The sequence below is a fragment of the Variovorax ginsengisoli genome (genome assembly GCF_030486595.1).
In the GTDB taxonomy this organism is placed as follows: Bacteria; Pseudomonadota; Gammaproteobacteria; order Burkholderiales; family Burkholderiaceae_C; genus Variovorax; species Variovorax ginsengisoli_B.
Genome location: NZ_JAUJZH010000013.1, coordinates 93643 through 118634, shown reverse-complemented (window position 1 = coordinate 118634; position 24992 = coordinate 93643). Strand labels below are relative to the sequence as shown.

The window sequence follows — 24992 nt, the reverse complement described above, 5'->3', positions numbered from 1 at the left end:
CCCTACACGGCCCGCATCCCCAGGCTCACAGTCCGGGCCGCCGCGGGCATCGACAGTACAGGGAACGCAACAAAGGAGCGACGCCATGGAATCAGACAACGTCAAGACACCCGCCCAACTCGCGGACGAAGCGCGCCAGGTCGGCCGCGATGCGGTCGAGGCGGCGCAGGGCTACGCCGCCGAGGCCCGGCGGGTCGGTGCCGACGCGATGCAGTCGATCCGGCCGAGCATCGAGGACGCGAAAGCCACGGGCCGCGAGGGGCTCGACACCGTGCGGGGCATCGCGGGCGATGCCCGGGACATTGCGGCCGATGCGGCCGCCACCGGCCGCGCCTATGCCAAGGACGCCGTCAACGCCGCCGGCAAGAAGCTCCACGACGCCCAGGGGCGCATGCAGCGCACCCGGGATGCGTGCACGCAGTTCATTGCCGACGAGCCCGTGAAGGCGTCGCTGATCGCGGCCGCGTCCGGGGCGGTGCTGACCACGTTGCTGATGTCGGCGCTGCGCGGCCGGCGCCGCTACTAGGCTATTGCGCCGCCACCGGCACCAGGATCGCGTCGCCGGTCGCCACCAGCTTGCGCGCGGCACCGGGTGCCTCTTCGGCGAACAGCTCGGCAGAGGTAAACATCTGCGTGCGCCCGGCCTTGACGACCCGCGCCCGGGCCACGAATCGCTGGCCGACCGCGGGCCGCAGGCAGTTCACCGAGAAGTGCGAGGCCAGCACGCGTCCGGCCAGGGTGCTGGCGGCGAAGCCGCAGGCGGTGTCGATCAACGCGCCGATCAGCCCCGCATGCAGAAAGCCGCTGTATTGGCCGGCTTCCTCGCGCCAGGGCATCAGCAATTCGACGTCGCCGGGGCTGGCGCTGAGCACCTCGAAGCCGGCCCAGCGGTTGAATTTTGCGCTGGCGTTCACGGCCTGGATGGCGGCGAGCAGCGCCGGCCCGGCGGCCGGTGGGGGGATCGTGGCATCGGTCATCGGCGCACCTCTTCTACGTAGTGATTTGATGTAGACCAGTCTATATAATTCGGCATTCGAATCCAGACACCTCAGGGACACACACGAATGGCTCAGGCGCCCAGACACCGGCAAGCGATCGTCGAGACGGCGGCCCGCCTGTTTCGCCAGCAGGGCTTCGCGGCGACCGGCTTGAACCAGATCGTCGAGGAGAGCGCGGCACCCAAGGGGTCGATCTACCACTATTTCCCGGAAGGCAAGGAGGCCATCGGCGCCGCCGCGGTGGCCTGGGCCGGTGAACGCGTGGTGCACACGCTGGCCGGCCTGGCCAGCGAGAGCGACGGGCCCGGCGAACTTCTGCGCCGCTATGCGGCCCTGCTCGGTGGCTGGATGGCCGAATCGAACTTCAGGGACGGTTGCCCGATCGCGACGACCCTGCTGGAGACCGCGCCGCGCTCGGCTGCGATCCGCGACGCGGGTGCGGTGGCGCTGGCGGCCTGGGCGCGTGTGTTCAGCGATGCGCTGCAAGCCCGGGGCGCCGAGCCGCTGCGCGCGGCCCGACTGGCGGCGCTGGCGGTCGCCTCGATCGAGGGGGCGCTGCTGCAGGCCCGCGTGGCCGAGAGCCGGCAACCGCTGGTCGACGCGGCCGAGGAACTGGCGCTGGCGTTCGAGGCCGCGATCAGGGCTTCACGAACTTGAGCACGAAGTCGTCCTTCGGCTGCGGCGGCTCCGGCGTGTTGCGATCGCGCGGGTCGTTCGGATTGCGCAGGAAGAAGCCTTCATCGGCGAACCTGAAGCCGGCCTGTTCGACCTCGGCACGCAGGAACGATTCCTCGATCCGGTGCAGCGTGCCGGATTCGGAAATGCCGGTGCCGGGTCGGCCGGCATGGTCGGCCAGCACGTAGAGACCGCCGGGCTTCAGCGCCGCGAAGACGGCGCGATTCAGCTGAGCGCGGTCGGCACCCAGGTGGCCGAGGTCGTGGTAGTTGAACATCAGCGTGACGAGGTCGAGGCTGCCCGGCGCGACCTCGGGCGGCACCGGCTGCTCGAACGGCTGGACCACCGCCACGATGTGTCCGCTGCGCAGCCGTTCGGCGCGGCCCGCCAGGCCCGTCGATGGCGGTCGCGGCGCGGCGCCGGCAGCCATCGGCGGCGCGCCGCCTTCGGGTTGGGCCGGCGGCGGGCCGGTCCGGCGCGGCGGGGTCTGCCCATAGACACGCCCCGACGGGCCGGCCGCGCGGGCCAGCAGTTCGGTGGTGTAGCCGCCGGCGGCGCTGATGTCCAGCGCTTGCATGCCCGGCTTGACGCCGATGAACATCAGCATCTCCTGGGGCTTGCGGCGCTGGTCGTTGGTGCGATCGGCTTCGCTGCGCTCCGGGTCGGCCACCAGGGCGGCGACCTGGTCGCGGGTCAAGGTCGGGGCGCGGGTTGCGCAGCCAGCCAGGGTCACGGCGAGCGCGATGGCGGCCGCGGCAGCCAGTGGCCGAACAATGCCCGAAGGGCGGGGCAGGGGCAGGTGGAACGCCATGTCAGGACTCCTCGCAACGCGCGAAACATGCAGTCTGCCACTGCTTCGCCGCGCTAGAATCCCGATGAAATTCATTGAACTATTCATTGAACAATTCATCGACATCCAAAGTGCAGGGCGAAGCCGAGCGGGTCGCCCTGCTGCGCAGCGCACTTTCCCAGGGACCGCGGTCATCGGTGGAACTGCTGGCGATGCTTCAGGCCAGTCAACCGACCTTCTCTCGAACTATTCAGAAGCTGGGGCCCGAGGTCATCCGTTTCCGGGAGCCGGGGGTGCGGACGCCTCGCTACGGCCTGCTTCGCGCGGAGCCGGTCGCCTCGCCGCAACCGATGTTCCGGGTCGATGCGGAGGGCCGGGTCGCCGAGATCGGCTCGGTCAGCTTCCTGCGCGGGGGCGGCACGTGGGTGGACGCGCCTCGCGGGACGAGTTCATTCCATGAGGGTCTTCCCCCGGCGATGGCGTTCGCCGCGCCGTCGGGCTATCTGGGTGCCCGCCTGGCAAAGGCCGTGGCGGCTGCGTTGGGGGTGCCACCACCGCTGCGGGACTGGTCGGACGATCATCGCGCCAGCTTCCTGTGCCGCCTCGGTGCGGACGTCGGCGGGGCGCTGATCTGGGGCGCCGATTCCTTTGCCTTGCACATGGCGTCGCGCCGGGCCGCGGCCGTGCCGGCGGCGGACATTCCGCGTGTGTATCGCGACCTGGCGACCGGGACCGCACAGACCGGTACAGGCAGCAGTGCCGGAGGGGAGCAGCCGAAGTTCACCTGCGAGACGGAGGCGCGCGGCCACCTGATCGTGAAGTTCGCGCGCCGTGCGAGCCGCTCGGCCGAGCTGCTCGTCCTGGAGGAACTGGCGCTGCGGTCCTTGTCGAAGGCGGGGATCGCGGCGGCCCGCGCCCACTACCTGGAACTGGATGACTACGGCTACCTGGAAGTCGAGCGTTTCGACCGAGTGGGCCGTTTCGGCCGGCGCGGGTTGATCTCCGCAGGTGCGGTCGACGACGAACGGTTCGGGATGAGGGACAACTGGCCGGCCTTCGCGCAGCGATGCGAAGAGGCCCGGATCCTCGATGCCGACGCCGTGCGTTGCGTCCTCGTCCTCGCCGCCTTCTCGGAACTCATCGGCAACGGCGACCGTCACTTCGAAAACTTGTCGCTGCTGACCGATGACCACGATCGGCCGAACGCGCTCGCGCCGGCCTACGACATGCTGCCGATGGTCTATGCGCCGGTGGGCGGCGGCATCGAGCCGGAGCTCCGCCGCGTCGCCCCTTCGTTCCTCGGCTTGGGCGCGAGGACCGACGTCTGGCAGCCGGCGTTCGAGGCCGCCCGCAGCTTCTGGGCCGCGGCGGCCGCCGATCCCAGGCTGTCCGCGCCGATGCGCGCCATCAGCGGCGCCAACGGCATGCATGTGGCCGAGGTGGTCGCCCCGTTGCTGCCCGCCGCGCCGACGCGCTGAACGTCTTTGCACAGGGTCCTTGCGCAATGCCGCCTGGCCTCTATGATCGAGTGGCGCGAAATAGATACTTTTAGATACATCTAAAGTTCTCTTTTCGACCGACTCCCTCCGACAGGCTTCCAGAGGAATGCAGTCCGATGAGACCCCGCCTGCGATCCTGCACAGCGTCGGCCCTGCTCGGGGCGTGCGCCGCCCTGGCGCTGCCGGGTTGCGCGCTGGTCGTGCGCGGCACGCAGCAGGACATCCAGGTCGACGCGGTGTCCGCCGACGGCAAGGCGCTCGACGGCGTCGAGTGCCGCGCAGGCGACGCCGTGGCGGCGGCACCGGCGGGCATCTCCGCGCCGCGGCTCACGGTCAGGCGCTCGGGTGACGACCTCTCGGTTCGCTGCCTGTCGCAAGGCCGCGTGGTGGCGTCCGCCAAGGTGATCTCGCGTTCCGACATGGGGCTCATCAGCCTGGCGGTGGGTGGCGTGCTCAGCGCGACCATCGACCATCTGTCCGGCGCGGCCTTCGCGTACCCGGGCTGGATCACGCTGGTGGCCGGAGAGGAGCGCAGCTACGACCGCCGGGACAGTGCCGATGGGCCTTCGGGCGGCATCTTCGTCAGCCGGCTCGGTGCCGGTGCGCCTGGTGCGTCCGGTGCCGTGGCCCTGACGGTCGCTCCCGTCATGCAGGGCCCCAACTACTACCGCGCCAACTACAGCGTCACGGCCAGCCAGTTGCTGCGCCCCGGTGCCCGCCGCACCGGCCGCGATACCTACAACGCCGAGAAGCTCGCGCTGGCGATGCAATGCAGCGCGACGCCGCGCGCGGTGCTGATCGAGCGTGGGGCCGGCTTCGAGGTCCATCGGGTGCCGTGCACGGCCAGGGTCGAACTGTCGGTGCGCTGCGAGTTCGGCAACTGCCGGGTGCAGCCGGCCGCCTTGCCGCCGGCCGGCGCGATCGCCGGCCTGTCGCCGGATCAACACCTGCCAGGGCCTTGACGCCAGGCGGTCGAAGACCTGCCGGGTGGCGTCCGTTGGATTTCAGCCCGGCTTGCGGTCCCTGGCCGCCTCGTCGAGCAGTTGCCTGATCACCTGTTCCGACTTCGCGTACTCGCCTTCGCCGAAGTGGTGGAAGCGCACGCGCCCCTGCGCGTCGACGAAGTACAGCGCCGGCCAGTAGGTGTTGCCGAACGCCCGCCAGATCGCGAAGTCGTTGTCGATCGCCACCGGGAACTCGATGTCCAGGTCGGCGACGGCCTTCTTCACGTTCGCGATGTTCTTCTCGTAGGCGAACTCGGGCGCATGCACGCTGAGCACCACCAGGCCCTGGTCCTTGTATTTGCGATGCCATTCGCGCACGTGCGGCAATGCGTTGCGGCAGTTGATGCAGCCGAAGGTCCAGAAGTCGACCAGCACCACCTTGCCGCGCAGCCCTTCGGCGCTCAGCGGCGGCGAGTTGAGCCAGTCGACGGCGCCGACGAGCCGCGGCAGCGTCCCCTCGACCGGCAGTTCGAGCCGCGCCGCGCTGCCGCGCTCCTGCGTCGGCGCGTCGGCAGCGGCGAGCGTCGGTGCGACGCCGGCGAGCAGCGACAAGCCGCCGATGGCGAGAACGCGGCCGACGCGCGAAAAGAGAAAGAGCAGCATGGCAAGGCCTCTGCGACGGCGCGGTGGCGGCTACTTCTTCATCTCGTCCTTGCCCATCGCGTCCTTGGACATCGCATCCTTGGCCATCGAATCCTTCTTCATGGCGTCCTTCGCCATCGAGTCCTTCTTCATGCCGCCCTTGGCCATGGCGTCCTTGGACATGCTGTCCTTGGCCATGTCGTCCTTCTTCATCTCGTCGGCGGCGAAGGCCGAGACCGAGCCGATGGCCAGGCAGGTGGCGAGCAGTGTGGCGGAAAGCGTGTTCATGTCAGTGGTCCTTCAAGAGAGTCGTTTGCGAAAAAAAGGCTCGGTTCCGAATGAACACGGCCGCGCGTTCCAGCAGCGCCGGGTCGCCTGAGGCGACTCAGCTGCCGCCGAACCAGTTGTAGCCCTGGTCTTCCCAGTAGCCGCCAGGGTAGGTGTTGGTGACGAAGATGGCCTGGATGTGCTTCGGGTTCTTGTAGCCCAGCTTGGTCGGCATCCGCAGCTTCATCGGGAAGCCGTACTTCGGCGGCAGCGGCTGGCCGTCGTAGCTCAGCGTCAGCAGCGTCTGCGGATGCAGGGCGGTCGGCATGTCGATGCTGGTGTAGTAGTCGTCGGCGCACTTGAAGCCGACGTACCTGGCGCCGGTGTCGGCGCCGACGCGCTGCAGGAAGTCCGCAAAGCGCACGCCGCCCCACTTGCCGATCGCGCTCCAGCCCTCGACGCAGATGTGGCGCGTGACCTGGTCCTGCTGCGGCATCGCGCGCAGCTCGGCCAGCGTCCAGCGCCGCCGGTCGGCCACCAGGCCGGTCACCTCGAGCGTGAAGCCTTCTTCCGCGACCGTGCGGACTTCGTCCTCGCCGTAGTAGGCGTTGAAGGGGAAGGGCCGCGTGATCATCGACTCGGGGTAGGTCGGTGCCAGCCGCGACGGATCGAAGATCAGCCCCTGCACCCTGTCGTTGAAGCGCGAGACCGCGCCGAGCGCGGCTTCGACGCTGTCGTTGTCGCTGATGCTGCAGCCGGTCAGGAGCGACAGGCCGCCGAGCGTGAGCGAGCGCTGCAGGAAGGCGCGACGCGCCGGCTGCGCGACGCGGCGGCCGATCAGCACGCGCGCCTCGGCCAGGGCCGCCTCGGCGTCGACGGTGTCCAGGGCAGGGCGCTTGAAGAGATTCATGATTCGACTCCGGAACGGCTGCCGAGCATGGCGAGCAGAGAGCGGGGCACCAGCGCGACCATCACCAGGTGCACGGCGACGAAGGCCACCAGCGCCGCCATCGCGAAGAAGTGGATGCGGCGGGCAAATTCGTAGCCGCCGAGCAGATCGCGCAGCAGGCCGAACTGCACCGACTTCCACAGCACCAGCCCGGACAGCACCAGCAGCACGATGTCGAAGATCACGAACAGGTAGGCGAAGCGCTGCACGCTGTTGTAGTGGCGCGGGTCGGCGTGCGAGAGCCGGCCGCGCAGCGCCGCCAGCGCGTCGTGCCAGATGCCGGAGATCGACAGCGGGAAGAACTTGCGCCACAGGCGGCCGCTCGCCAGGTTCAGCGCCAGGTAGACCAGGCCGTTGGCGGCCAGCAGCCACATGGCGGCGAAGTGCCATTGCAGCGCCCCGCCGAGCCAGCCGCCGAGCGTCAGCGCGGCGGGGAACTCGAACGGGAACAACGGCGAGGCATCGTAGATCCGCCAGCCGCTGGCCACCATCACCAGCACCGCCAGGGCGTTGAGCCAGTGCGTGATGCGCAGCCACAGCGGATGGATCGGGGTGTCGCGGTTCATGAGGCCGGATTGTTGGGCGCACCCGGTGGCCGTTTCATCACGAAAAGTTCAATTAATCGTGATAACTCGGGCCCCGCGGAAGCGGGAGAATGAGCCATGGATACCGCCAAGCGCGTTCTGATCGTCGAGGACGATGCCCACATCGCAGAGTTGCTGCGCATGCACCTCCACGACGAGGGCTACGCGGTCACGCACGCCGCCGACGGTCACGCCGGCCTGCGCGAACTGGAGCGCGGCAGCTGGGATGCGCTGGTGCTCGACCTGATGCTGCCGGGCATCGACGGCCTGGAAATCTGCCGCCGCGCCCGCGCCATGACGCGCTATACCCCGATCATCATCACCAGCGCGCGCTCGAGCGAGGTCCACCGCATCCTGGGCCTGGAGCTGGGCGCCGACGACTACCTGGCCAAGCCCTTCTCGGTGCTCGAGCTGGTGGCCCGCGTGCGGGCCCTGCTGCGGCGCACCGAGGCCATGGCGCGCAACGCCCGCATCGAATCCGGCCGGCTGGCGCTGGCCGGGATGGGCATCGACCCGATCGCGCGCGAGGTCGAGGTCGACGGCAAACCGATCGAGCTCACGCCGCGCGAATTCGACCTGCTCTATTTCCTTGCCCGCCATCCCGGGCGCGTGTTCTCGCGGCTCGACCTGCTGAACCAGGTGTGGGGCTACCAGCACGACGGCTACGAGCACACGGTCAACACCCACATCAACCGCCTGCGCATGAAGGTCGAGCCCGACCCGGCCGCGCCGCGCCGCATCCTGACCGTCTGGGGGCGCGGCTACAAGCTGGCGGCGGGCGACCTCGAGGAGGCCACAGGATGAGGCTGCGCGGCACGCTCTCGCAGCGCCTGTCGCTGGTGTTCGCCGTGCTGCTGCTGGCCTGCTGCGGGGCTTCGGCCTGGCTTCAGCTGCAGGCCAGCGGACGCCACGAGCAGGAGGTGACGCAGCGCCTGTCGGCTGGCCTGGCGGCCCACATCGCCGCCAGCAACCCGATCCTCGGTGAAAGCGGCGCGCTCGATCGTGCCGAGGTGCACGCGCTGTTCGACAAGCTCATGGCGGTCAACCCCAGTGTCGAGGTCTACCTGCTGGCGCCCGACGGGCGCATCGAGGCCCAGGCGGCGCCGCCGGGCCACCTCAAGCTGGACCGGGTCGACCTGGCGCCGATCCACCGGCTGCTGGGCGGCGCCGACCTGCCGGTGCTGGGCGACGATCCGCGCGCCCAGGGCGTGCGCAAGGTCTTCAGCGCGGCGCCGCTCAAGATCGACGGCCGTGATGCCGGCTACGTGTACGTGGTGCTGTCGGGCGAGGAGCGCGAGGCGCTGGTGGCCAACGTGGCGGCCGGCAGCGTGCTGCGCACCATGCTGTGGTCGATCGCGCTGGTGGCCCTGTTGGGCCTGCTGGCGGGGCTGGCGGCGTTTCACCTCATCACGCGGCCGCTGCGGCGGTTGACTTCGGCGGTGCGGCAGTTCGACAGCGAAGGGTCGGCCGCGCTGGAGAGCGGCGTGCCCACGCTGGGCGATGCGGGGCAGGGCGGGGGCGACGAGATCGCGACGCTGCGCGACGCCTTCGCCCAGATGACCCGCCGCATCGCCGGCCAGTGGCGCGAGCTGCGCACGCAGGACCAGCAGCGGCGCGAGCTGTTCGCCAACATCTCGCACGACCTGCGCACGCCGCTGACCTCGCTGCACGGCTACCTCGAGACGCTGCTCATGAAGTCCGACACGCTGGCGCCGGCCGAGCGCCGGCACTACCTCGAGATCGCGCTCGGGCAGAGCCGCAAGGTGGGGCGGCTGGCGCAGGAGCTGTTCGAGTTGGCGCGGCTCGAATACGGCGTCGTCAAGCCTGAGAAGGAGCGCTTCGCGCTGGCCGACCTGGTGCAGGACGTGTTCCAGAAGTTCGAGCTGGCGGCCGAGGCGCGGCGGCAGCGGCTGGTGGCCGACATTCCGCCGGGCCTGCCGGTGGTGACGGCCGACCTCGGGCTGATCGAGCGGGTGCTGACCAATCTGCTCGACAACGCGATCCGCCACACGCCCGAAGGCGGCGAGATCGCCGTGGTGCTGCGCGCCGACGGTGAGGGGGTCGCGGTCGAGGTCAGCGACACCGGCCCGGGCATCCCGGGCGAGCTGCGCCAGAGCCTGTTCACGCGGCCGCTGTTCTCGTCGTCGACCGGTCGCGGCGGCGGGCTGGGGCTGGTCATCGTGCAGCGCATCCTGCAGCTGCACGGCAGCGACATCCGGCTGCAGCAGCGGGCCGAAAAGGGCGCCGTGTTCTGCTTCGCGCTTCGCTGAGGCGGCAGGATGCCCATGCGACCGCCGCTTGACCCCGAAGGCCTGCAGCGCTTCGTCGAAGCCCAGGAGCTGGTCTACGACGCCGTGTGCCGCGAGCTGAGGGCAGGGCGCAAGACCAGCCACTGGATGTGGTTCGTCTTTCCCCAGTTGCGCGTGCTGGGGCGCAGCGCCACCGCCCGCTTCTTCGGCCTTGCGGACCTTGCCGAGGCACAAGCCTACGCCGCGCATCCCGTGCTCGGCCCGCGCCTGGTCGAATGCAGCGAACTCGTGCTCGCTGCCTCGGGCCGCAGCGCGCACGAGATCTTCGGCACGCCGGACGATCTCAAGCTGCGTTCCTGCATGACGCTGTTCGAGTTGGCCACGGCCGCGCCCGTCTTCGCGCGGGTGCTCGATCGCCTGTATGCCGGAGAGCGGGACCCGCTCACGCTCGCCGCGCTGGGGGACGGCGGCGGTCCATGAAGATCGCCACCTTCAATGTCAACGGCGTCAACGGCCGCCTCGCGGCGCTGCTCGAATGGCTGGCCGAGTCGAAGCCCGACGTGGCCTGCCTGCAGGAGCTGAAATCGCCGGACGCGAAGTTTCCAGCGGCGGCCATCCGCGCGGCCGGCTACGGCGTGGTCTTCCATGGCCAGCCGGCGTGGAACGGCGTCGCGATCCTGGCGCGCGGGCGCGAGCCGATCGAGACCGGCCGCGGCCTGCCCGGCATGGCCGACGACCCGCAAAGCCGCTACCTCGAGGCCGTGGTCGACGGCGTGGTGATCGGCTGCCTCTACCTGCCCAACGGCAATCCGCAGCCGGGCCCGAAGTTCGACTACAAGCTGATCTGGTTCGATCGCCTCGACGCCCATGCCAAGGCGCTCTTCGGCTGCGGCCTGCCGGTGGTGCTGGCCGGCGACTACAACGTGGTGCCGACCGATGCCGACATCTACAACCCGGCCTCCTGGCGCGACGACGCGCTGCTGCAGCCCGAAAGCCGGGCGGCTTTCAAGGCGCTGCTCGACCAGGGCTGGACCGATGCGATCCGGGCGCTGCACCCGCAGGAACGCATCTACACCTTCTGGGACTACTGGCGCCAGCGCTGGCCGCGCAACGCGGGCCTGCGCATCGACCACCTGCTGCTGAACGAGGAAGCGGCGCAGCTGCTGCGGGCGGCCGGCGTGGACCGGGAGGTGCGCGGCCGGCCCGGTGCCAGCGACCACGCGCCGGCCTGGGTCGATCTCGCACTGCCGAGCTGAAGGCGCCGGCGCAGTGGCGGAGTTGCGATGCTCCGCGGTGGCTGAATAGCGTCAATCGGCCGCAAATCACCGGTAGCCGGTGTCGTTCGCGTTGTGGATGATCCAGACCAGGTTGCCGCCGGAGATGTTGCCCGGGTTGCCGCCGGCGAAGATCAGCCGGCCCTGGCCCTTGTAGGCGAGTTCGATCCGGGTGCGGTCGCCGCCGAAATAGAACGGAATGAAGGCCTTGCCGGTGACGTAGGCGCCCGAGTCGGTCGGCTGGCCCGCGATGTCGGTGACTTGCTTCAGGCTCATGCCGATCTGCAGCTGGGTGAACTTGGTGTTCGGCGCCGGGTTGCCGGTGATCTCGCCCTCGTAGTCGTTCATGCCCTTCACGGTGCGGCCGCTGCCGGCTTCGATCTTGCTCGAATCGATCACGTTGCCCTGGGCGTCCATGCCGGGCTTGGCGCCTGTGCGGGCGGCGGGTGCGGCCGCCCGTGCAGCCGCGGCCGGCGCGGCGGCGGGCGCGGCCTTCGGTGCGGACGAGGCCGCCACGGCCGGTGCCGGGCCGCAGCGATCGAGTTGCAGCAGGGCGCGCTTGGTGTCGGCAGACCAGTCGACGCCGACGATGCGGGACGACACCTGGCCACCCGCGAAGGACTCGCCCTCGTCGCAACGGAAGCGGACCGGATCGGCCGGACGCACCGCGAAGTCGTCGCCGGCGCCCTTGACCTTGGCGATGCGCGCGCTCAGGTCCTTGCCGACCAGGGCCTTGTCGAGCTTGGCCTCGTCGCCGCGCGCACCGCGAACCATCTTCAGCACCTGGTCGTAGGTGGTCTTGCCGGTGCTCGGCACCTCGGGCTTGGCCGGAGCGGGCGCCGGGGCGGCGGCGACGGGCTCGGGCTTGGCCGCGGCGGCGGGCTCGGCCTGGTTCCTGGACTGTCCGGCGCAACCGGCCAGGACGGAGAGGGCAGCCAGAACGGCCAAGGCGGTCGAAGAGGTTCTCAAGATCACGAAATAAGACTCCTGTAACTAAGTGTTCATTATTTCAGGTCTTGCAGCTGCCGCCCCGCGCCCCCAGTTGCCTCTCATTCGCCCGCCACCGATGGAGATTCCATGACCGACAAGCTGCACATCGTCTGCCCGCACTGCCACACCACGAACCGCGTGCAGACGGCGCAGCTGGCCAGCGCGCCCGACTGTGGCCACTGCCACCAGCCGCTGTTCGCCGGCCGATCGACCGCCCTGGACGAGGGCGCCTTCGATCGCCACGTCGCGCGCAACGAGATTCCGGTGCTGGTCGACTTCTGGGCGCCCTGGTGCGGCCCGTGCCGCCAGATGGCGCCGGGTTTCGAGCAGGCGGCGGCGCGGCTCGAACCCCGGATGCGGCTTGCCAAGGTCGATACGGAGGCGGTTCCGGCCTTGGGCGCGCGATTCGGCATCCGCAGCATTCCGACCCTGGCGCTGTTCAAGGGCGGGCGCGAGGTGGCACGCCAGGCCGGGGCCATGGGCGCGGCCGACATCGTTCGCTGGGCCGAGGCGCACAGCCGCTGAGCGGGCGGCCGGCCGCGGCCGCGAGTGCCGCCGGCGACAGACCGGGGCCGCCCAAGCCTTGAAAGCCGTATGGCGCCGAGTACAGTTCGGTCACGGCCACCGTTTCCATTCATGACTTTCCAGCGTTTGCACCTGACCGGCCCGCAGGGCCGTCCCTATGTCCTGGGCGAGCGCATCGAGGTGTATGACGGGCCGGCGCTGATCGGGCGGGTCCAGTCGGTCACCCAGAGCCCGGCCGGCGATGAAGTTCGGCTCGAGAACTTCCTGACCACCGACTTCGCCGATTTCCGCGCCAAGGCGCTGCCGAAGCTGGTGCTGGCCGAGGTGGTGAGTTTCATCGCCGAGCGCTATCCGTCGATCCACGCCATCGGCATCGAGCTCAGCCGCGACATCGAGGGCTACGAAGGGCGGGAGGCGACGCTGGCCAGTGCCCGCGCCGAGATCCTGCAAAGCATCGGCACGAGCGGTGTGCGGATCCATCCCAAGCCGCATCCCGGCCAAGCCGGCCATTTCGCGGTGATAGGCGTGTGGCGCTACGACAAGGCCAGCGTCTCGGCACTCGCGTCTGTGCTGCAGGCCCAGCGCACCGCCTATCGCGAGCGGACGGAGGCCGCGGCCAGGTCGGCGGCGCGGCCGACCTTGAGGCAGCTGCTGCGCAGGGATCGCTGAGCGTCATCCGCGAGGCGGCCGCACAAGTCGCAGTCTTCCATGGCGTCCGCGAGGGTGTCATGCAGGTCCTGGGCGTCGAGATCCAGCAAGGCCTCGATGCAGGTGGCTTGCGCCGGCGAGCATCGCGCCGGGGTCCAGTCGTGAAGGACCTGCGTCGCGCGGCTTCGGTCGCGGACACCCAGCTTGTGCAGCGCGAGGATCCACTCGGCCTGCTCTTGCGTGAACGGCGCCGGGATGTCGAAGGCAGCGACGGTGGAGACCGCCGGGGACGGTTGGACCCGGTGCGGCCGGCGAAGGATTCCAAAGCCGAAAAGGCTGTTGCGCGAAGAGAGGTTGGAGGGGGTCTGCATGCCTTGATCGTAGGGAACGCGGCCGATCCGGGCCATGAGAGCCGTCTCAAAAAGCGCGTCCTCAATCCGGGCGCCCCCTGGTGAGTTGCAGGACCACCGCGTCCCGGCTGAAGCGCTCGGCCGCCATGGCGGGGTTGATCCAGTCGGGCAGGGGAAGCAGCAGGTAGGCGGCAAGGCCCTGGAGCCGGGGCTCGTAGGTGGCTCGCAGGAGCCGGATGGCCCTGAGTGCGCCATCGTCGTCGTGCCAGCGAGGAATGATCCTGCGGATCGTGGCCACGAGAACGCACATCGCCTCCGCGTCCAGCCGGCGCGGGGGCGCGCCGTGCGCGGGTGGCACCTGCAGCGATTCGCTGGCTTCGTCGAGGATGCGTCGCAGTGCCGCGAAGGTCGCGGTGGCCTGGTGGCGCTGCGCGTCGTCGGCGCCTGCGATCAGCAGGGTGCAGACGTCGAGCACCACGGCCAGCGAGCCGAGCCAGGAGTGGCCTTCGTGCTGGGAGCGGTAGAACGCGAGCATCGGATAGACGGCGTGGCTCTCGATCAGGTCGCTGGCCCAGATCTCCCAGTCCCTCAGCCAGCGCTCGAGTTCCTCCGTAGTGCCGTGCGCGTGCCATCCGAGCAATGTCGCGGCGGTCGGGGGCGACCCCGCGCGGGCGGAGAACTCGATGAGTTGCAGGTCGCGGCGGGTGAAGTGTTGATAGAGCACCGGCAGGTAGCCGATGTTCAGCGCGATGAAGCCGAAGCCGGTGCCGGCCTCCAGGATGACCAGCAGGCGTGCCAGCGTATGTTGCGGCACGATGTCGCCGTAGCCGAGCGTGAAGAAGGCGTCGCCGCTGACGATCACCTGGCTGACCAGGGTGTCGAAGCGCGCGCCTGGCGCCAGGCCCTGCATCGCCCACTGCATCAAGCCGAAGCCGACCACCAGCGACCCGGCCCAGAGCACGAAAAGCATGACCATCGAGAACGGACCATAGACGCCGAGGAAGTCCTCTCGCCGGCGGCCGGCGGGCCACAGGCCGGCGCACCAGGCCCAGGCATCCCAGGTGACCTTGAAGAAGTAGCTGTTCAGCCGGATCCGGCGGCGCACCGGGCGTGGCAGCAGCACCACTTCGAAAGCGTCGATCAGGGTCGCCATCACGAGCACGGCCCCGGCCAGGAAGGCGATCACCGGCATGGGGTTCGGCTCGAGTGGTCGCGCATCGGCGATGCTCAGGCGGGGGCGAGCCTGCCGGTCGGTGGGTCCACGGGGCTGGTGCCGTCGAACTCGTCGATGGCATCGGCGACCGAGGTCCTGCGTCCGAAGTAGCCCAGGCGCTCTTCCAGGCCCTCGGCCCGCAGGAGGTCGCGCACCGGCGCGTGCGCCGCGACCAGGCGCAGGCGGATGCCCGCCTGTGCCAGTTCCTGATGCAGCTTCGACAGCATCTTCGCCGCCGCCAGGTCGACCTGGGGCGAAGTCGACAGGTCGCAGATCACCAGCTTCGGCTTGTCCGGTGCCGACCGGACCATGTGACGCACGGCTTCGTACACGTGGTCGACGTTGAAATAGAGCATGCCGGAGTCGACGCGGACGATCAACACGCCAGGCGTCGCCGTGTTGTCGGGGTTGCGTTCGATGTCGGAGAACTTGCGCGTGCCCGGTATCCGTCCGAGGACCGCCACGTGCGGCCGCGCGACCCGGCCGATCAGCAAGGTCAGCGAAGCCAGGACCGCAACGATCACGCCGTTGAGAATGCCCAGCAGCAGCACCGCGGCGAACGCGATCATGGAGACCGCGAACTCATAGCGGCTGACACGCCAGAGACGCTTCATCTCGCCGATGTTCACGAGTCCCTTGACGGCCACGAGGACGATGGCGGCGAGCACGACATTGGGCAGGTTTTTCAGTCCGCCGGTCAGGAACAGCAGGCACAGGCCGATCGTGATCGATGCGAAGACCAGCGCCAGTGGCGTCTTGGCGCCGGCCTTGTCGTTGACCGACGACTGCGACAGACCCCCGGCCACCGGATAGGCCTGGAACAGCGCCGCGCCGAGGTTGGCCGCGCCGAGGCCGAGGAATTCCTGGCGCGGGTCGATTTCGTAGTTGTGGGCGTCGGCCAGCGCGCGCGCGGCCGAGACGCTTTCCACATAGGAGAGCAGCAGGCAGGCGAACGCGAGCGGCACCACGCCTTGCACGTCGCGCACCCGAAGGCCGGGCAATTGGAAGCTCGGCAGCCCCTCGGGCAGCGCGCCGACGACCTTGAAGCCGAGGTCGCCCAGCGAGGTGACCGACAGCACGATGGTCGAGGCGACCACCACGAAGAGCGCCGCCGGCCGGCCCGGCAGGTACCTTTCGGCGAGCAGCAGAAAGACCAGCGCGACCAGGCCGAAACTCAGCACGGCGAGGTTGGTGTCGGGGATTTGACCGCCCAGGATGACCAGGCGCTCGAAGAAGTCCTCGCCGCCTCCCTTGACGCCGAAAAGCTTGGGCAGCTGGGTCAGGGCGATCGTGAATGCCGCCCCGGCCTTGAAGCCGAGCAGGATGGTCTCGCTGATGAAGTTGACCAGTGAACTGAGGCGCAGGAGCCATGCCAGGACGCACATGGCCGCGATGAGCAGCGCAGTCAGCGCGGCGATGCCGGCCCATCGCTGCGGATCGCCTCCCGCCATGCCGGCGACGGTGACGCCGACGAGCATCGAGATCGCCGAAGTGGGGCCGATCGCCAGCTGGCGAGACGATCCCAGCAGCGCATAGAACAGGCCGCCGACCAGGTAGCAGTAGATGCCGTATTGCGGTGGCAGCCCGGCGAGCGATGCGTAGGCCAGGGACACCGGGATGCCGTAGGCGGCCAGGGTCACGCCCGCGATGGCGTCTTTCGCCAGCCACCTGGGTTCGTAGGTCCGCAGCCACCGGGCCGGCGGAAACGCCGCGCGCCAGCCCTGCTCGGATGCATCGGCCGCCTGGAACCTGCCTGCCGGTTGCGCTTCCTGAGTCATGTGAAACCCCGCCAGGGTGAAGAGCAGATCGCAGTATCCGCCGGGTCGGCGGCGGCGGATTGATTTTCGTCAATCGGGCTGGAGCATCGCCTTCAGCTCGCCGCTGCCGATCAGCTGCTGCAAGTCGTTCGCGCCGCCGATCAGCACGCCCTTGACGAAGATCATCGGGAAGGTCGGCCAGCCGGTCCACATCTTGAGCGCGTTGCGATCGCGCCATCGGCTCAGGTAGCTGCCGTACTGGAGATAGCGGTGCGGCAGCTTCGCGTGGTCGAGGAGCTTGCGCGCCTTGCGCGGGAACGGGTTCATCGCCATGCCGACCACCACGATGTCGCTGGCAGCGATCGCAGCCATGACCTCGCGCACGATGGCCTGCCGGTTTTCGGCCAGCCGGGTGCGGATGGCCGGATGGATGTGGGCTTCGTCTAGGACGGGACGGGGCATGGAGGGAGTTCTTCCGGGGTTGGCGAAGGGCGACCGATTCTGCGTCATACGGCCGCGCGCCTATTCGCCGATGTACTGCGTTGGCAGCCGGCTGACGAACTCGGCGAAGTCGCGCCCACCAATGCTGATGTGTTCGAGCATCGCCGCGTGTCCTCGCGCGGGGTCACCGCTCTCGATCTCCAGCAGCAGTTTGCGGTGCTCCTGGAGCGAGAGCTGGATTCGTCCGGGCGAGTCGAACCGATCGCGGGTGTATGCGGCGCAGCGCGTGCGCAACATGCGAATCTGCCCGATCAGCAGTTCGTTGTGGGCAGCCCTGTAGATCACCTCGTGAAAGGCGTCGTTCGCATCTCGGTAGGCCAGGGCGTCAGCGGATTTCGCGGCCGATTCACAGCGCTCGAAAGACGAACGCAGCTCCTTTCCGAGGGCTGAGGTCATACGACGCGTCGCAAACTTCGCGGCAGCCGCTTCCATCTCGGCCAGCGTTTCCAGGATTTCTCGCAGCCGGGAGACGGAGAGTTTGGGAACAACAACGCCGGAGCGTTGGCCGGCCGACAGGAAGCCTTCGCTCGCAAGTTGAAGCATTGCCTCGCGCACGGGTGTTCTCGAGGTGCTGAAGCGCTCGCAGAGGGTTTGTTCGTCGATTGCCATCCCCGGCTCAAGCGCCCCGCGGTGCAGGTCTTCGATCACCGCGCGACGAATCTGCGCCGCCATGGTTGGGGCGCCGGGAGTACGTGGGTTTTCACCAGTGTGCATATTGAAAGGCCATTTTAATATATCGAAATCGCATGAGAATATATCCACGGAGACACATGAAGACCAGTGTATTTACCCGAAACGCCATCGCCGGCTCGTTGATGGCCCTCGCTTCGCTCGCCTCCCAGGCAGCTCAATCCTCGGAGTATCCGAACCGACCCATCCGGATGGTCCTGGGTTACACCCCTGGTGGCGCGGCTGACCAGGTTGCTCGCGACCTGGCGCCCGCAATGGAGAAGGTGCTGGGGCAAACCGTCGTCATCGACTACAAGCCTGGCGCCGGCGGCGCGATCGCAGGTGACCTGCTCGCCAACTCGCCGGCGGACGGCTACACGATCGGCCTCATCGATGGCGGTCCGCTCACGATCATTCCGCACGCGCACAAGGTCGGTTACGACCCGATGACCTCGTTCGCATACGTGGGGATCGTGTCGCAGTCGCCTTTGGTCATCCTGGTGAATCCATCGGTGCCGGCGACGAATCTCCCCGAGCTGACTGCGCTGATGCGCAAGGCGCCTGGTTCGCTGAACTATTCGACGTCCGGTCTCGGCACCATTCACCACCTCTCCGGTGAGTTGCTGAAGGCGGCCACCAAGACGGACATGGTCCATGTGCCCTACCGCGGCTCCGGTCCGGCGATGACCGACTTGATGGGTGGAGTGGTCAAGGTGTCATTCGCAACGATCGCGCCCGCCGTCGCCGTGGTTCAGTCGGGCCGCGCGCGGGCCATTGCAGTGACGTCGACGCGTGAAGTGCCGACCCTGCCCGGCGTGAAGCCCGTGGCAGAACAGGGAGTGCCAGGCTACGACGCGCAGGGTGTCTTTCTGATTGCGGCACCGAAGAATCTTCCGGCCCCGATCCTGGCCAAGCTCAACGAGGCCCTGAACTCCGCCTTGTCCACGCCGTCGGTGCGTGACCGCTTCGTTTCGCTCGGTAGCGTCGTTCGCCTCTCCACTCCGCAAGAGGCACAAGACCTCGTTCGCAAGGACTACCAAAAGTGGGGCGCCCTCATTCGAGAACAAAACATCGTCTTCGAATGATCTCACGTGTCGATTTCCAATCCGTCAATCAGCCTTCCTGTTCAATGACCTCCACGACTACTGCCGCGCTGTCCCAGCCCCCAGCCCTTTCGATCGAAGGCGCGCTCGCAACGATCACTTTCCGCCGGCCGGCGAATCACAATCGCATCGAGCCGGACGACGTTGCGATCCTTCGCGGCTATCTGAAGGAGCTCAACGCCAACCACGATGTTCGTGTCATCGTGTTCCGAGGAGAGGGAAAGACTTTCAGCTCGGGCTTCGATTTGACGCGACTGGGCAAGGTCGCTGGCCAAAGCACCGAGAACTCCTTCGAGGTGCTGACAGACGAAGTCGAGAATGCGCGGGCGATCACCATCGCTCGGCTCGACGGGCCCGTGTATGGCGGCTCGACGGACTTGGCTCTGGCTTGCGACTTCCGTATCGGGGCGGAAGGCATCCGCATGTTCATGCCAGCGGCGCGCCTCGGGCTGCACTACTACGGCCACGGCCTGCGTCGTTGGGTATCGCGTCTCGGCATTGGTCCGGCCAAGAAGCTCTTCCTGACCTCGCGCCAGATCGATGCCAACGAGATGCGCGCAATCGGATACCTCGACGCCGTCGTTCCCGCTGCGCTCTTCGAGGCAGAAATGCAGCGTTGGATTGATGAGCTGCTCGCGATGGCACCGGTGCCCTTGGTGTCGATCAAGACCGTGCTCAACGACATCGCGCGTCAGCAGTACGACGAGGAGGCAGCGAAGGCTGCCTACCATGCAAGCCTGAAGACGGAGGACATCGGCGAAGCGCTTGCGGCTTTTGCCGAGAAGCGCAAGCCTGTCTTCAAGGGTCGCTGATGAAATCGAGCAACGACCTGCCGCTCGCCGGCGTGCGTGTCCTCGAGCTTTCGCAGATCATGGCAGGACCGACCTGCGGTTTGATGCTCTCGGACATGGGTGCCGAGGTGATCAAGATCGAGAAATTCCCGGGCGGAGACGATGCGCGCGGATATGCGAAACCGGGAGATCCTGGCCTTGCGCCTGGCTTCCTCATGCTCAACCGCGGCAAGCGTTCGGTCGCCGTCGATATCCGCAAGCCAGCGGGGCGTCAAATCATCGAGCGCCTCGCTGCACGGAGCGATGTCGTGACGGAGAACTTCCGTCGCGGGAAGCTTGATGCACTTGGCCTTGGCTACGAGGCCTTGCGCAAGATCAATCCGCAACTGGTCTACTGCTCCATCAGCGGCTACGGTCCAACTGGCCCGATGGCCGACAAGGGTGGCTTCGATCTGGTGCTGCAGGCCTTCTCTGGTCTCATCAGCGTCACTGGCTCCGGGCCAGACAATCTGGTGAAGCCTGGCAACTCGGTGTCCGACATCAACGCGGGCATCCTTGCCGCGCTCGGCGTCGTGACGGCTTATGTGAAGAGGCTGCGCACCGGTGAAGGCAGTCGCGTGGACACCTCACTCCTGCAGGCCTCGATGCAGCAGATGTATTGGTTCGCCGCGGCCTACTTCTTCAATGGGGCGATTGCCGAGCCGATGGGTACCGCCCATCCGCTGATCGCGCCCTACCAGACCTACAAGTGCCGCACCGGACAGATCGCATTGGGTGGCGGCAACCAGGCGAACTGGAAGCGCATCGCCTCGGTTCTCGATCATCCGGAATGGATCGATGACGTGCGCTTCTTGACGGGGCGCGATCGGCTTGCGAACAGGGACGCCCTCGAGCGCCTGATCACCGCCGAGTTGGCAAAGCAGGATGCTTCGCACTGGATCAGCGTGTTCGAGTCGCATGACGTGCCGGTAGGCCCGGTCAACAACGTCAAGGAGGCCATGGAGCATCCACAGACTCGCGCCATCGACATGGTCGTGGATGTCGAGCATCCGGATGGTGGTACGACCCGCTCACTGGGCTGCCCGATTCATTTCGATGGCGTGGCGCCGCATGACACGGCGCGTGCCCCGCACATCGGTGAGCACACGTTCGATGTCCTCAAGGAGGCCGGCTTCTCGACGGATGAGCTGACCGATCTCGAGTCACAAGGCATCGTGCTTCAACATCGGGTTTCTTGATGCTCGGAAGCGCCGGGATCGGTCATCGCCCAGGTCTCATATCCGCTTGCGCCGCGGAACCACGTTGAGCTGGAGCGTGGCCTTCGCGGGCCCGTCACCCAGCATGACCTGCAGCGGCGCGATGTCGATCAGCTGGTCCGCGTGCCACACCTTGATCGACGCGGCACCGTCAGGAGCATCGAGCATGGCGAGGCCGTCCGGGCCCGTCAGCGCCGCCCAGGGCGAATCGCTCACGTAGACATGGCCGCGCATCGAGTTGTGCAAGTGGCAGCCGAGCAGCACGGCGCCGGGCTTGTCGAAGATGGCGTCGGCGGTCTTGCCGGGTTTGCCTTCGGGCTTGCCCGAGATCATCAGCTCGAAGCTGCCTCCGGGACCGGCGTCGAACTGTGCGACACCGGCGGCGGAAGCGCGCACGTGGTGGTCCCACGGGTCGTTGTTGACGAAGTGCGCCTTCGCCCCGGGGGCCACCAGACTCACGGCCGGCACGAAGCGCATCTTCTCCTGGCTGATCGTCACTTCCTTGGGCAGCGGCCGAGATGGCGCGGCCTTCGAAGCGGTGATCACGACGACCACTGCATCGACGACGGGCTGTCCATCCTTGTCGAGGACGCCAACCTGCAGAGGGGTCGCCGCACAGAGCGTGCAAAGAAGCGCGCTGGCGAATGCGACGAATGAACCGCGCATGCCTGGCACGCGAAAGGGCGGAGGGTTGCGCATGTGATCAGAGCTGGCTCGTCTTGATGACGTGCCAGACCTTGTCGTAGTCGTCGCCGTAGACGTCACCGGGCTCCTGGTCCTCGGGCCAGGTGTACAGCGGTTGACCCTTGAATGCCCACTGCTTGGCGCCGTCGTCGCGGGTGATCAGCGACAGGCCGCCGCTCGGCTTGGTGCCTTCGGCGGCCAAGACCGGTGGCCAGGTCACCGCACAGTTGCCATAGCAGGTCGAGCGGCCACTGTTCGGTGCGTCCTTGTCGTACGTGTAGAGCGTGAACCCCTTGTCGTTGACGAGCATGCCGTTGACAAGGTTCACGGTCGAGAACTCCTTGGTGGGCGCATGCGTTGCGCAACCGGCGAGCAGGGTCAGGGTGATGGCGAGACTGGCGGCAATTCGCACGAAAGACTCCTTTGAAATCGCGAATGGGAGGCGGGACGGCTCACTACACAATTAGATACAGTTTCGCCCAGTGCACCCAGTGCAATAAGTCACGGCCTGAACGCTTTCGTTTTCGTGGAAACCCTTGATCGGGACTGCTCCAGGCGCGGGAGATTCCGCGCGCAGCAGGTCTGATGCGGCGTCGCTGCGACAGCACCTCGCCCGCTATGATGCGGCGGCCCCCGGCAAACCCATGCCGCCGGCCGCGCGTCTCAACCATCGGCTTGACGGACACATCGAGCCACCAGGACTGGAAGCCGATGTCGCACAAGCCTGCCGGGCTCATCTACGGCGTCGACGACACGCCGCCGCTGGGCATCAACATCCTCAGCGGACTGCAGCATGTCGGGCTGATGTCGATCTACCTGGTCTACCCGGTGCTGATCGCGCAGGCAGCCGGCGCCTCGGCCGAGGTCGCGGCCTCGCTGGTCAGTGCCACCTTGATCGCGCTGGCCGTCGCGACCTTGCTGCAGGTCATCACGATCGGGCCGATCGGCTCGGGCTTCCTGTGCCAACCGACCTCCAGCGTGGTCTACATCGTGCCTTCGCTGGTGGCGGCGCGCAGCGGCAACCTCGCCGCGGTCTTCGGCATGACCATGCTGGCCGGCCTGTTCGAGGTCGCGCTGGCGCGCGTGCTGCCGCGCCTGCGTCCGATCTTCACGCCCGAGATCACCGGCCTGGTGGTGCTGCTGACCGGCATCTCGGTGGGCGTGGTCGGTCTGCGCACCGCGCTCGGTGGGGGCCCATCGGTCGCTGAACCGGCCGAAGTCGACTTGCTGCTGGGCCTGGGCACGCTCGGCCTGATGGTGGCGCTGAACGTGTGGGGCCGGGGCGCGCTGCGGGTCTTCAGCGTGCTGATCGGGCTGGTGGCGGGCTGCGCGGCCGGCTGGCTGCTCGGGCGTTTCGATGCCGAGGAAGTCGCCCGCCTGTCCGATGCGCCCGCGTTCGCGGCACCCCTGCTGGGCCACGTGGGCTGGTCCTTCGATGCCGGCCTGCTGCTGCCGTTCCTGATCGGAGCGGTCGCCGCGGTGCTGAAGGTGATCGGCAACGTGACGACCTCGCAGAAGGCCACTCAGGTGGGCTGGGTACGCGCCGACATGCGCTCCATCAGCCGCGGCGTGCTGGCCGACGGGCTCGGCGCGGTCGTCGCCGGCGCGATCGGCGCACCGGGCATCAATTCATCGAGCAGCGCGGTCGGCCTGGCGACCGCCACCGGCGTGGCCAGCCGGCGCGTCGGCTGGTCGGTGGCCGCCATCCTGCTGGTCTTCGCCTTCGTGCCGAAGCTGGGCATGCTCTTCAACCTCGTTCCGCGGTCGGTGCTCGGCGCGGCGCTGGTGTTCTCGTCGACCTTCATCGTCACCAACGGCCTGGTCATCATGACCTCGCGCCTGCTCGACGCCCGCAAGACGCTGGTGATCGGGCTGGCGATCGTGTTCGGCCTGGCGGTGGAGATCTTCCCGGGTCTGCTGGTGGTGCTGCCGCCGGCGCTGCGGCCATCGTTCGGCAATTCGCTGGTGTTCGGCACGCTGGTGGGGCTCGGCCTGAATCTGTTGTTCCGCATCGGGCTTCGGCGCAGCGTCTCGATGAGCGTCGCGCCCGAAGCGATCGACCCCGAGGCGCTGGAGGAGTTCCTCGACGGCCAGGGCGCGGCCTGGGGCGCGCGCTCCGACGTGATCGAGCGGGCCAAGTTCAATCTCGTGCAATCGATCGAGACGCTGGCGGGGAGCGGCGTCGCCTCGGGGCCGCTGCACATCGAGGCATCGTTCGACGAGTTCAACCTGGACCTGAGGGTGTCCTATGTCGGCGAGCAGCTCGAACTGCCGGAACAGCGGCCCTCGATCGAGGAGATCATCGAGTCCGACCATGGCGAGCGCCGGCTGGCCGGCTTCCTCTTGCGGCGCTTCGCCGACCGCGTGACCTCAAGGCGCGCGGGCGAGCGGGCGACGGTGGGGTTTCACTTCGATCACTAGGGCGCGCTCGCCCTCGGCGGCGGGCGGAGGCTCGAGGGCCCCGGCTCAGCCCGGCGTGAACGCCTCGTGCACGGCGGACTGCACCGCCCCGCCCAGCACGGCGCCGCCGCCCGCGACGTAGATCCGGTCGCCGATCGCGGCCGCGCCGACCGCGTGCCGGGGTGTAGTCATCGGCGCGTGCCGCTGCCAGCCGTCGGTGGCGGGGTCGTAGCTTTCCATCTGGCCGAACACGGTGGCCTGGCGCGGCACGCCGCCGGCCAGGATGCCGCCTTCGCCGCCCATGGCGTAGAAGCGTCCGCGCAGCACCACCAGTCCGTGGCCCGATCGGGCCGTGGGAAGCGGGGCGCGCAGCTCCCAGGTGTCGCGCGCCGGCAGGTAGACATGGTGCAGGTCGGTGTTGTATTCGAAGGTGTTGAAGCGCCCGCCGACCACGTGGATCAGCCCCGCGTGGGCGACGCAGCCCACATGGTCGCGCGCGCCCGGCAGCGGCTTGCGCTGGCTCCAGGCGTCGGCCTGCGGATCGTAGACCTCGTGCCAGCCGACGCTGGCGCGCTCGCTCGCGGGTTCCGAGGCGCCGCCGACCAGGTGCAGCTTGCTGTCCAGCATGACGGCCGCCGCGGCGCCGCGTGGCCGCCGCAGCGGCGCGATCTCACGCCAGCGATCGGTCGCCAGTTCGTAGGCGTAGGCATGGGTGTCCGACAGGCGGTTCTGCTCGACGAAGCCGCCGAGCGCATAGACGAATCGCTCGTCCGAGGCCACCGCGACGTGGTTGGCGCCGCGCGGCAACGGCGCCCCCTGCAGCCAGCGGTCGACCGCCGGGTCGTAGATGTGGTGGTAGGCACGGTTGACCGCGCCTTCGCCATAGCCGCCGACGACGTGCATGCGCCCCGCGGTCGCCGTGGCCCACGCCATCTCGCTGCGCGGCAGCGGCAGCGCGGCCCGCGCCGCCCATTGCCCGGGCGGGCCGGCGGGCGCGGGGCTGTCGGTCTTGCGCTGCGATTCCTGGTCGGGCGTGAGGTGGTGCGGCACGCCGCCCTGCAGCCGGGCATACGGCTCGGCCGATGAAGGCGCGGCGGGGAGGGCGGGTGCCCCCGCCTGCGCGGCATGCACCGCAGCGGGCATGCGGCCTGGCGAAGCGGCGCAGCCCGCGAGGGTTGCGCCGGCGGAGGAGAGCAGGAACTGGCGGCGTCGCATGCGCCCAGCTTAGCGCGCC

28 protein-coding genes and 1 pseudogene are annotated in these 24992 nt (G+C 68.4%); 14 read left to right on the top strand and 15 right to left on the bottom strand.

Annotated features, from left to right (window positions below; genetic code table 11):
* The first annotated feature begins 85 nt into the window (after positions 1-85).
* On the top strand, positions 86-526 hold the full coding sequence (locus QZH52_RS18810; protein ID WP_301811905.1) for a hypothetical protein: 441 nt from the start codon (positions 86-88) through the stop codon (positions 524-526).
* 1 nt (position 527) lies between these two features.
* On the opposite strand, the gene QZH52_RS18805 is transcribed toward QZH52_RS18810, so the two are convergent.
* Positions 528-977, bottom strand: a complete 450-nt coding sequence (locus QZH52_RS18805) for a PaaI family thioesterase (RefSeq protein ID WP_301811903.1) — start codon at positions 975-977, stop codon at positions 528-530.
* A gap of 87 nt (positions 978-1064) precedes the next feature.
* Here QZH52_RS18805 and QZH52_RS18800 point away from each other — a divergent pair, with 87 nt between their 5' ends.
* Positions 1065-1655, top strand: a complete 591-nt coding sequence (locus QZH52_RS18800) for a TetR/AcrR family transcriptional regulator (RefSeq protein WP_301811902.1) — start codon at positions 1065-1067, stop codon at positions 1653-1655.
* Here QZH52_RS18800 and QZH52_RS18795 read toward each other — a convergent pair.
* Positions 1636-2484 (bottom strand): class I SAM-dependent methyltransferase, encoded by an 849-nt coding sequence (locus tag QZH52_RS18795; protein ID WP_301811900.1) that lies wholly within the window; start codon positions 2482-2484, stop codon positions 1636-1638. The genes QZH52_RS18800 and QZH52_RS18795 overlap by 20 nt on opposite strands.
* A 74-nt stretch (positions 2485-2558) precedes the next feature.
* On the opposite strand from QZH52_RS18795, the gene QZH52_RS18790 reads away from it, so the two are divergent.
* Both QZH52_RS18790 and QZH52_RS18785 read left to right on the top strand, forming a co-directional pair.
* Positions 2559-3941: a HipA domain-containing protein gene (locus QZH52_RS18790; RefSeq protein WP_301811898.1), complete on the top strand. Its 1383-nt coding sequence runs from the start codon at positions 2559-2561 to the stop codon at positions 3939-3941.
* Positions 3942-4078: 137 nt separating this feature from the next.
* Positions 4079-4924 (top strand): hypothetical protein, encoded by an 846-nt coding sequence (locus QZH52_RS18785; RefSeq protein WP_301811896.1) that lies wholly within the window; start codon positions 4079-4081, stop codon positions 4922-4924.
* A 42-nt stretch (positions 4925-4966) separates the two neighbouring features.
* On the opposite strand, the pseudogene QZH52_RS18780 reads toward QZH52_RS18785, so the two are convergent.
* The 4 genes and pseudogenes from QZH52_RS18780 to QZH52_RS18765 form a co-directional block, all read right to left on the bottom strand.
* A pseudogene (locus QZH52_RS18780) lies at positions 4967-5440 on the bottom strand (thioredoxin family protein); the annotation flags it as partial.
* A 159-nt stretch (positions 5441-5599) separates the two neighbouring features.
* Complete coding sequence (locus QZH52_RS18775; protein ID WP_301811895.1) at positions 5600-5836, bottom strand: pentapeptide MXKDX repeat protein; 237 nt, start codon at positions 5834-5836, stop codon at positions 5600-5602.
* Positions 5837-5933: 97 nt separating this feature from the next.
* Positions 5934-6725 (bottom strand): molybdopterin-dependent oxidoreductase, encoded by a 792-nt coding sequence (locus tag QZH52_RS18770; RefSeq protein WP_301811893.1) that lies wholly within the window; start codon positions 6723-6725, stop codon positions 5934-5936.
* Positions 6722-7330 carry a cytochrome b/b6 domain-containing protein gene (locus QZH52_RS18765; RefSeq protein WP_286535773.1) on the bottom strand — a complete coding sequence of 203 codons (609 nt, stop codon included), beginning with the start codon at positions 7328-7330 and terminating at the stop codon, positions 6722-6724. Before QZH52_RS18765 ends, QZH52_RS18770 begins: the two co-directional genes overlap by 4 nt.
* A 96-nt stretch (positions 7331-7426) precedes the next feature.
* Between QZH52_RS18765 and QZH52_RS18760 the strand changes: the two genes are divergently transcribed.
* The 4 genes from QZH52_RS18760 to QZH52_RS18745 are packed head-to-tail and all read left to right on the top strand — an operon-like array spanning position 7427 to position 10853.
* On the top strand, positions 7427-8152 hold the full coding sequence (locus QZH52_RS18760) for a response regulator transcription factor (RefSeq protein ID WP_286535772.1): 726 nt from the start codon (positions 7427-7429) through the stop codon (positions 8150-8152).
* The gene (locus QZH52_RS18755; RefSeq protein WP_301811891.1) at positions 8149-9618 is read left to right on the top strand and encodes a sensor histidine kinase; all 1470 of its coding nucleotides are present in this window, start codon (positions 8149-8151) and stop codon (positions 9616-9618) included. Before QZH52_RS18760 ends, QZH52_RS18755 begins: the two co-directional genes overlap by 4 nt.
* 9 nt (positions 9619-9627) lie before the next feature.
* A complete protein-coding gene (locus QZH52_RS18750; protein WP_436411603.1) occupies positions 9628-10077 on the top strand; it encodes a DUF1810 domain-containing protein in 450 nt (149 codons plus the stop codon).
* Positions 10074-10853: an exodeoxyribonuclease III gene (locus tag QZH52_RS18745; protein WP_301811888.1), complete on the top strand. Its 780-nt coding sequence runs from the start codon at positions 10074-10076 to the stop codon at positions 10851-10853. Before QZH52_RS18750 ends, QZH52_RS18745 begins: the two co-directional genes overlap by 4 nt.
* 66 nt (positions 10854-10919) lie before the next feature.
* On the opposite strand, the gene QZH52_RS18740 is transcribed toward QZH52_RS18745, so the two are convergent.
* Positions 10920-11846 carry a hypothetical protein gene (locus QZH52_RS18740; RefSeq protein WP_301811886.1) on the bottom strand — a complete coding sequence of 309 codons (927 nt, stop codon included), beginning with the start codon at positions 11844-11846 and terminating at the stop codon, positions 10920-10922.
* Positions 11847-11948: 102 nt separating this feature from the next.
* Between QZH52_RS18740 and trxC the strand changes: the two genes are divergently transcribed.
* Together trxC and QZH52_RS18730 are read left to right on the top strand one after the other, a co-directional pair.
* Positions 11949-12386, top strand: coding sequence for a thioredoxin TrxC (gene trxC / locus QZH52_RS18735; RefSeq protein WP_301811881.1), 438 nt, complete (start codon positions 11949-11951; stop codon positions 12384-12386).
* Between the two features lie 111 nt (positions 12387-12497).
* Complete coding sequence (locus QZH52_RS18730; RefSeq protein ID WP_301811879.1) at positions 12498-13055, top strand: hypothetical protein; 558 nt, start codon at positions 12498-12500, stop codon at positions 13053-13055.
* On the opposite strand, the gene QZH52_RS18725 is transcribed toward QZH52_RS18730, so the two are convergent.
* The 5 genes from QZH52_RS18725 to QZH52_RS18705 form a co-directional block, all read right to left on the bottom strand.
* The gene (locus QZH52_RS18725; protein WP_301811878.1) at positions 12977-13405 is read right to left on the bottom strand and encodes a hypothetical protein; all 429 of its coding nucleotides are present in this window, start codon (positions 13403-13405) and stop codon (positions 12977-12979) included. The two genes, QZH52_RS18730 and QZH52_RS18725, sit on opposite strands and share 79 nt — an antisense overlap.
* Positions 13406-13466: 61 nt before the next feature.
* Positions 13467-14576 (bottom strand): potassium channel family protein, encoded by a 1110-nt coding sequence (locus tag QZH52_RS18720; protein WP_301811875.1) that lies wholly within the window; start codon positions 14574-14576, stop codon positions 13467-13469.
* Positions 14577-14611: 35 nt separating this feature from the next.
* On the bottom strand, positions 14612-16375 hold the full coding sequence (locus tag QZH52_RS18715; RefSeq protein WP_301811872.1) for a SulP family inorganic anion transporter: 1764 nt from the start codon (positions 16373-16375) through the stop codon (positions 14612-14614).
* A 69-nt stretch (positions 16376-16444) separates the two neighbouring features.
* Positions 16445-16816, bottom strand: coding sequence for a glutaredoxin domain-containing protein (locus tag QZH52_RS18710; protein WP_301811869.1), 372 nt, complete (start codon positions 16814-16816; stop codon positions 16445-16447).
* Between the two features lie 60 nt (positions 16817-16876).
* A complete protein-coding gene (locus tag QZH52_RS18705) occupies positions 16877-17527 on the bottom strand; it encodes a GntR family transcriptional regulator (RefSeq protein WP_301811866.1) in 651 nt (216 codons plus the stop codon).
* Between the two features lie 98 nt (positions 17528-17625).
* On the opposite strand from QZH52_RS18705, the gene QZH52_RS18700 reads away from it, so the two are divergent.
* Genes QZH52_RS18700 through QZH52_RS18690 form a run of 3 tightly spaced genes read left to right on the top strand, consistent with a single transcriptional unit; the run spans position 17626 to position 20656 of the window.
* A complete protein-coding gene (locus QZH52_RS18700; RefSeq protein WP_301811863.1) occupies positions 17626-18609 on the top strand; it encodes a Bug family tripartite tricarboxylate transporter substrate binding protein in 984 nt (327 codons plus the stop codon).
* Positions 18606-19439, top strand: a complete 834-nt coding sequence (locus QZH52_RS18695; RefSeq protein WP_301811860.1) for an enoyl-CoA hydratase/isomerase family protein — start codon at positions 18606-18608, stop codon at positions 19437-19439. Before QZH52_RS18700 ends, QZH52_RS18695 begins: the two co-directional genes overlap by 4 nt.
* Entirely contained in the window at positions 19439-20656 is a 1218-nt protein-coding gene (locus QZH52_RS18690; protein WP_301811857.1) for a CaiB/BaiF CoA transferase family protein, read from the top strand. The genes QZH52_RS18695 and QZH52_RS18690 overlap by 1 nt, the downstream gene beginning before the upstream one ends.
* A 36-nt stretch (positions 20657-20692) precedes the next feature.
* Here QZH52_RS18690 and QZH52_RS18685 read toward each other — a convergent pair whose 3' ends face one another.
* Both QZH52_RS18685 and QZH52_RS18680 read right to left on the bottom strand, forming a co-directional pair.
* Positions 20693-21220, bottom strand: coding sequence for a cupredoxin domain-containing protein (locus QZH52_RS18685; RefSeq protein WP_286535750.1), 528 nt, complete (start codon positions 21218-21220; stop codon positions 20693-20695).
* 157 nt (positions 21221-21377) lie between these two features.
* A complete protein-coding gene (locus QZH52_RS18680) occupies positions 21378-21770 on the bottom strand; it encodes a COG4315 family predicted lipoprotein (RefSeq protein WP_301811854.1) in 393 nt (130 codons plus the stop codon).
* A 299-nt stretch (positions 21771-22069) separates the two neighbouring features.
* On the opposite strand from QZH52_RS18680, the gene QZH52_RS18675 reads away from it, so the two are divergent.
* Positions 22070-23779 carry a uracil-xanthine permease family protein gene (locus QZH52_RS18675; protein WP_301811852.1) on the top strand — a complete coding sequence of 570 codons (1710 nt, stop codon included), beginning with the start codon at positions 22070-22072 and terminating at the stop codon, positions 23777-23779.
* Positions 23780-23824: 45 nt separating this feature from the next.
* On the opposite strand, the gene QZH52_RS18670 is transcribed toward QZH52_RS18675, so the two are convergent.
* Positions 23825-24973: a Kelch repeat-containing protein gene (locus QZH52_RS18670; protein ID WP_301811850.1), complete on the bottom strand. Its 1149-nt coding sequence runs from the start codon at positions 24971-24973 to the stop codon at positions 23825-23827.
* Between the last annotated feature and the right edge of the window lie 19 nt (positions 24974-24992).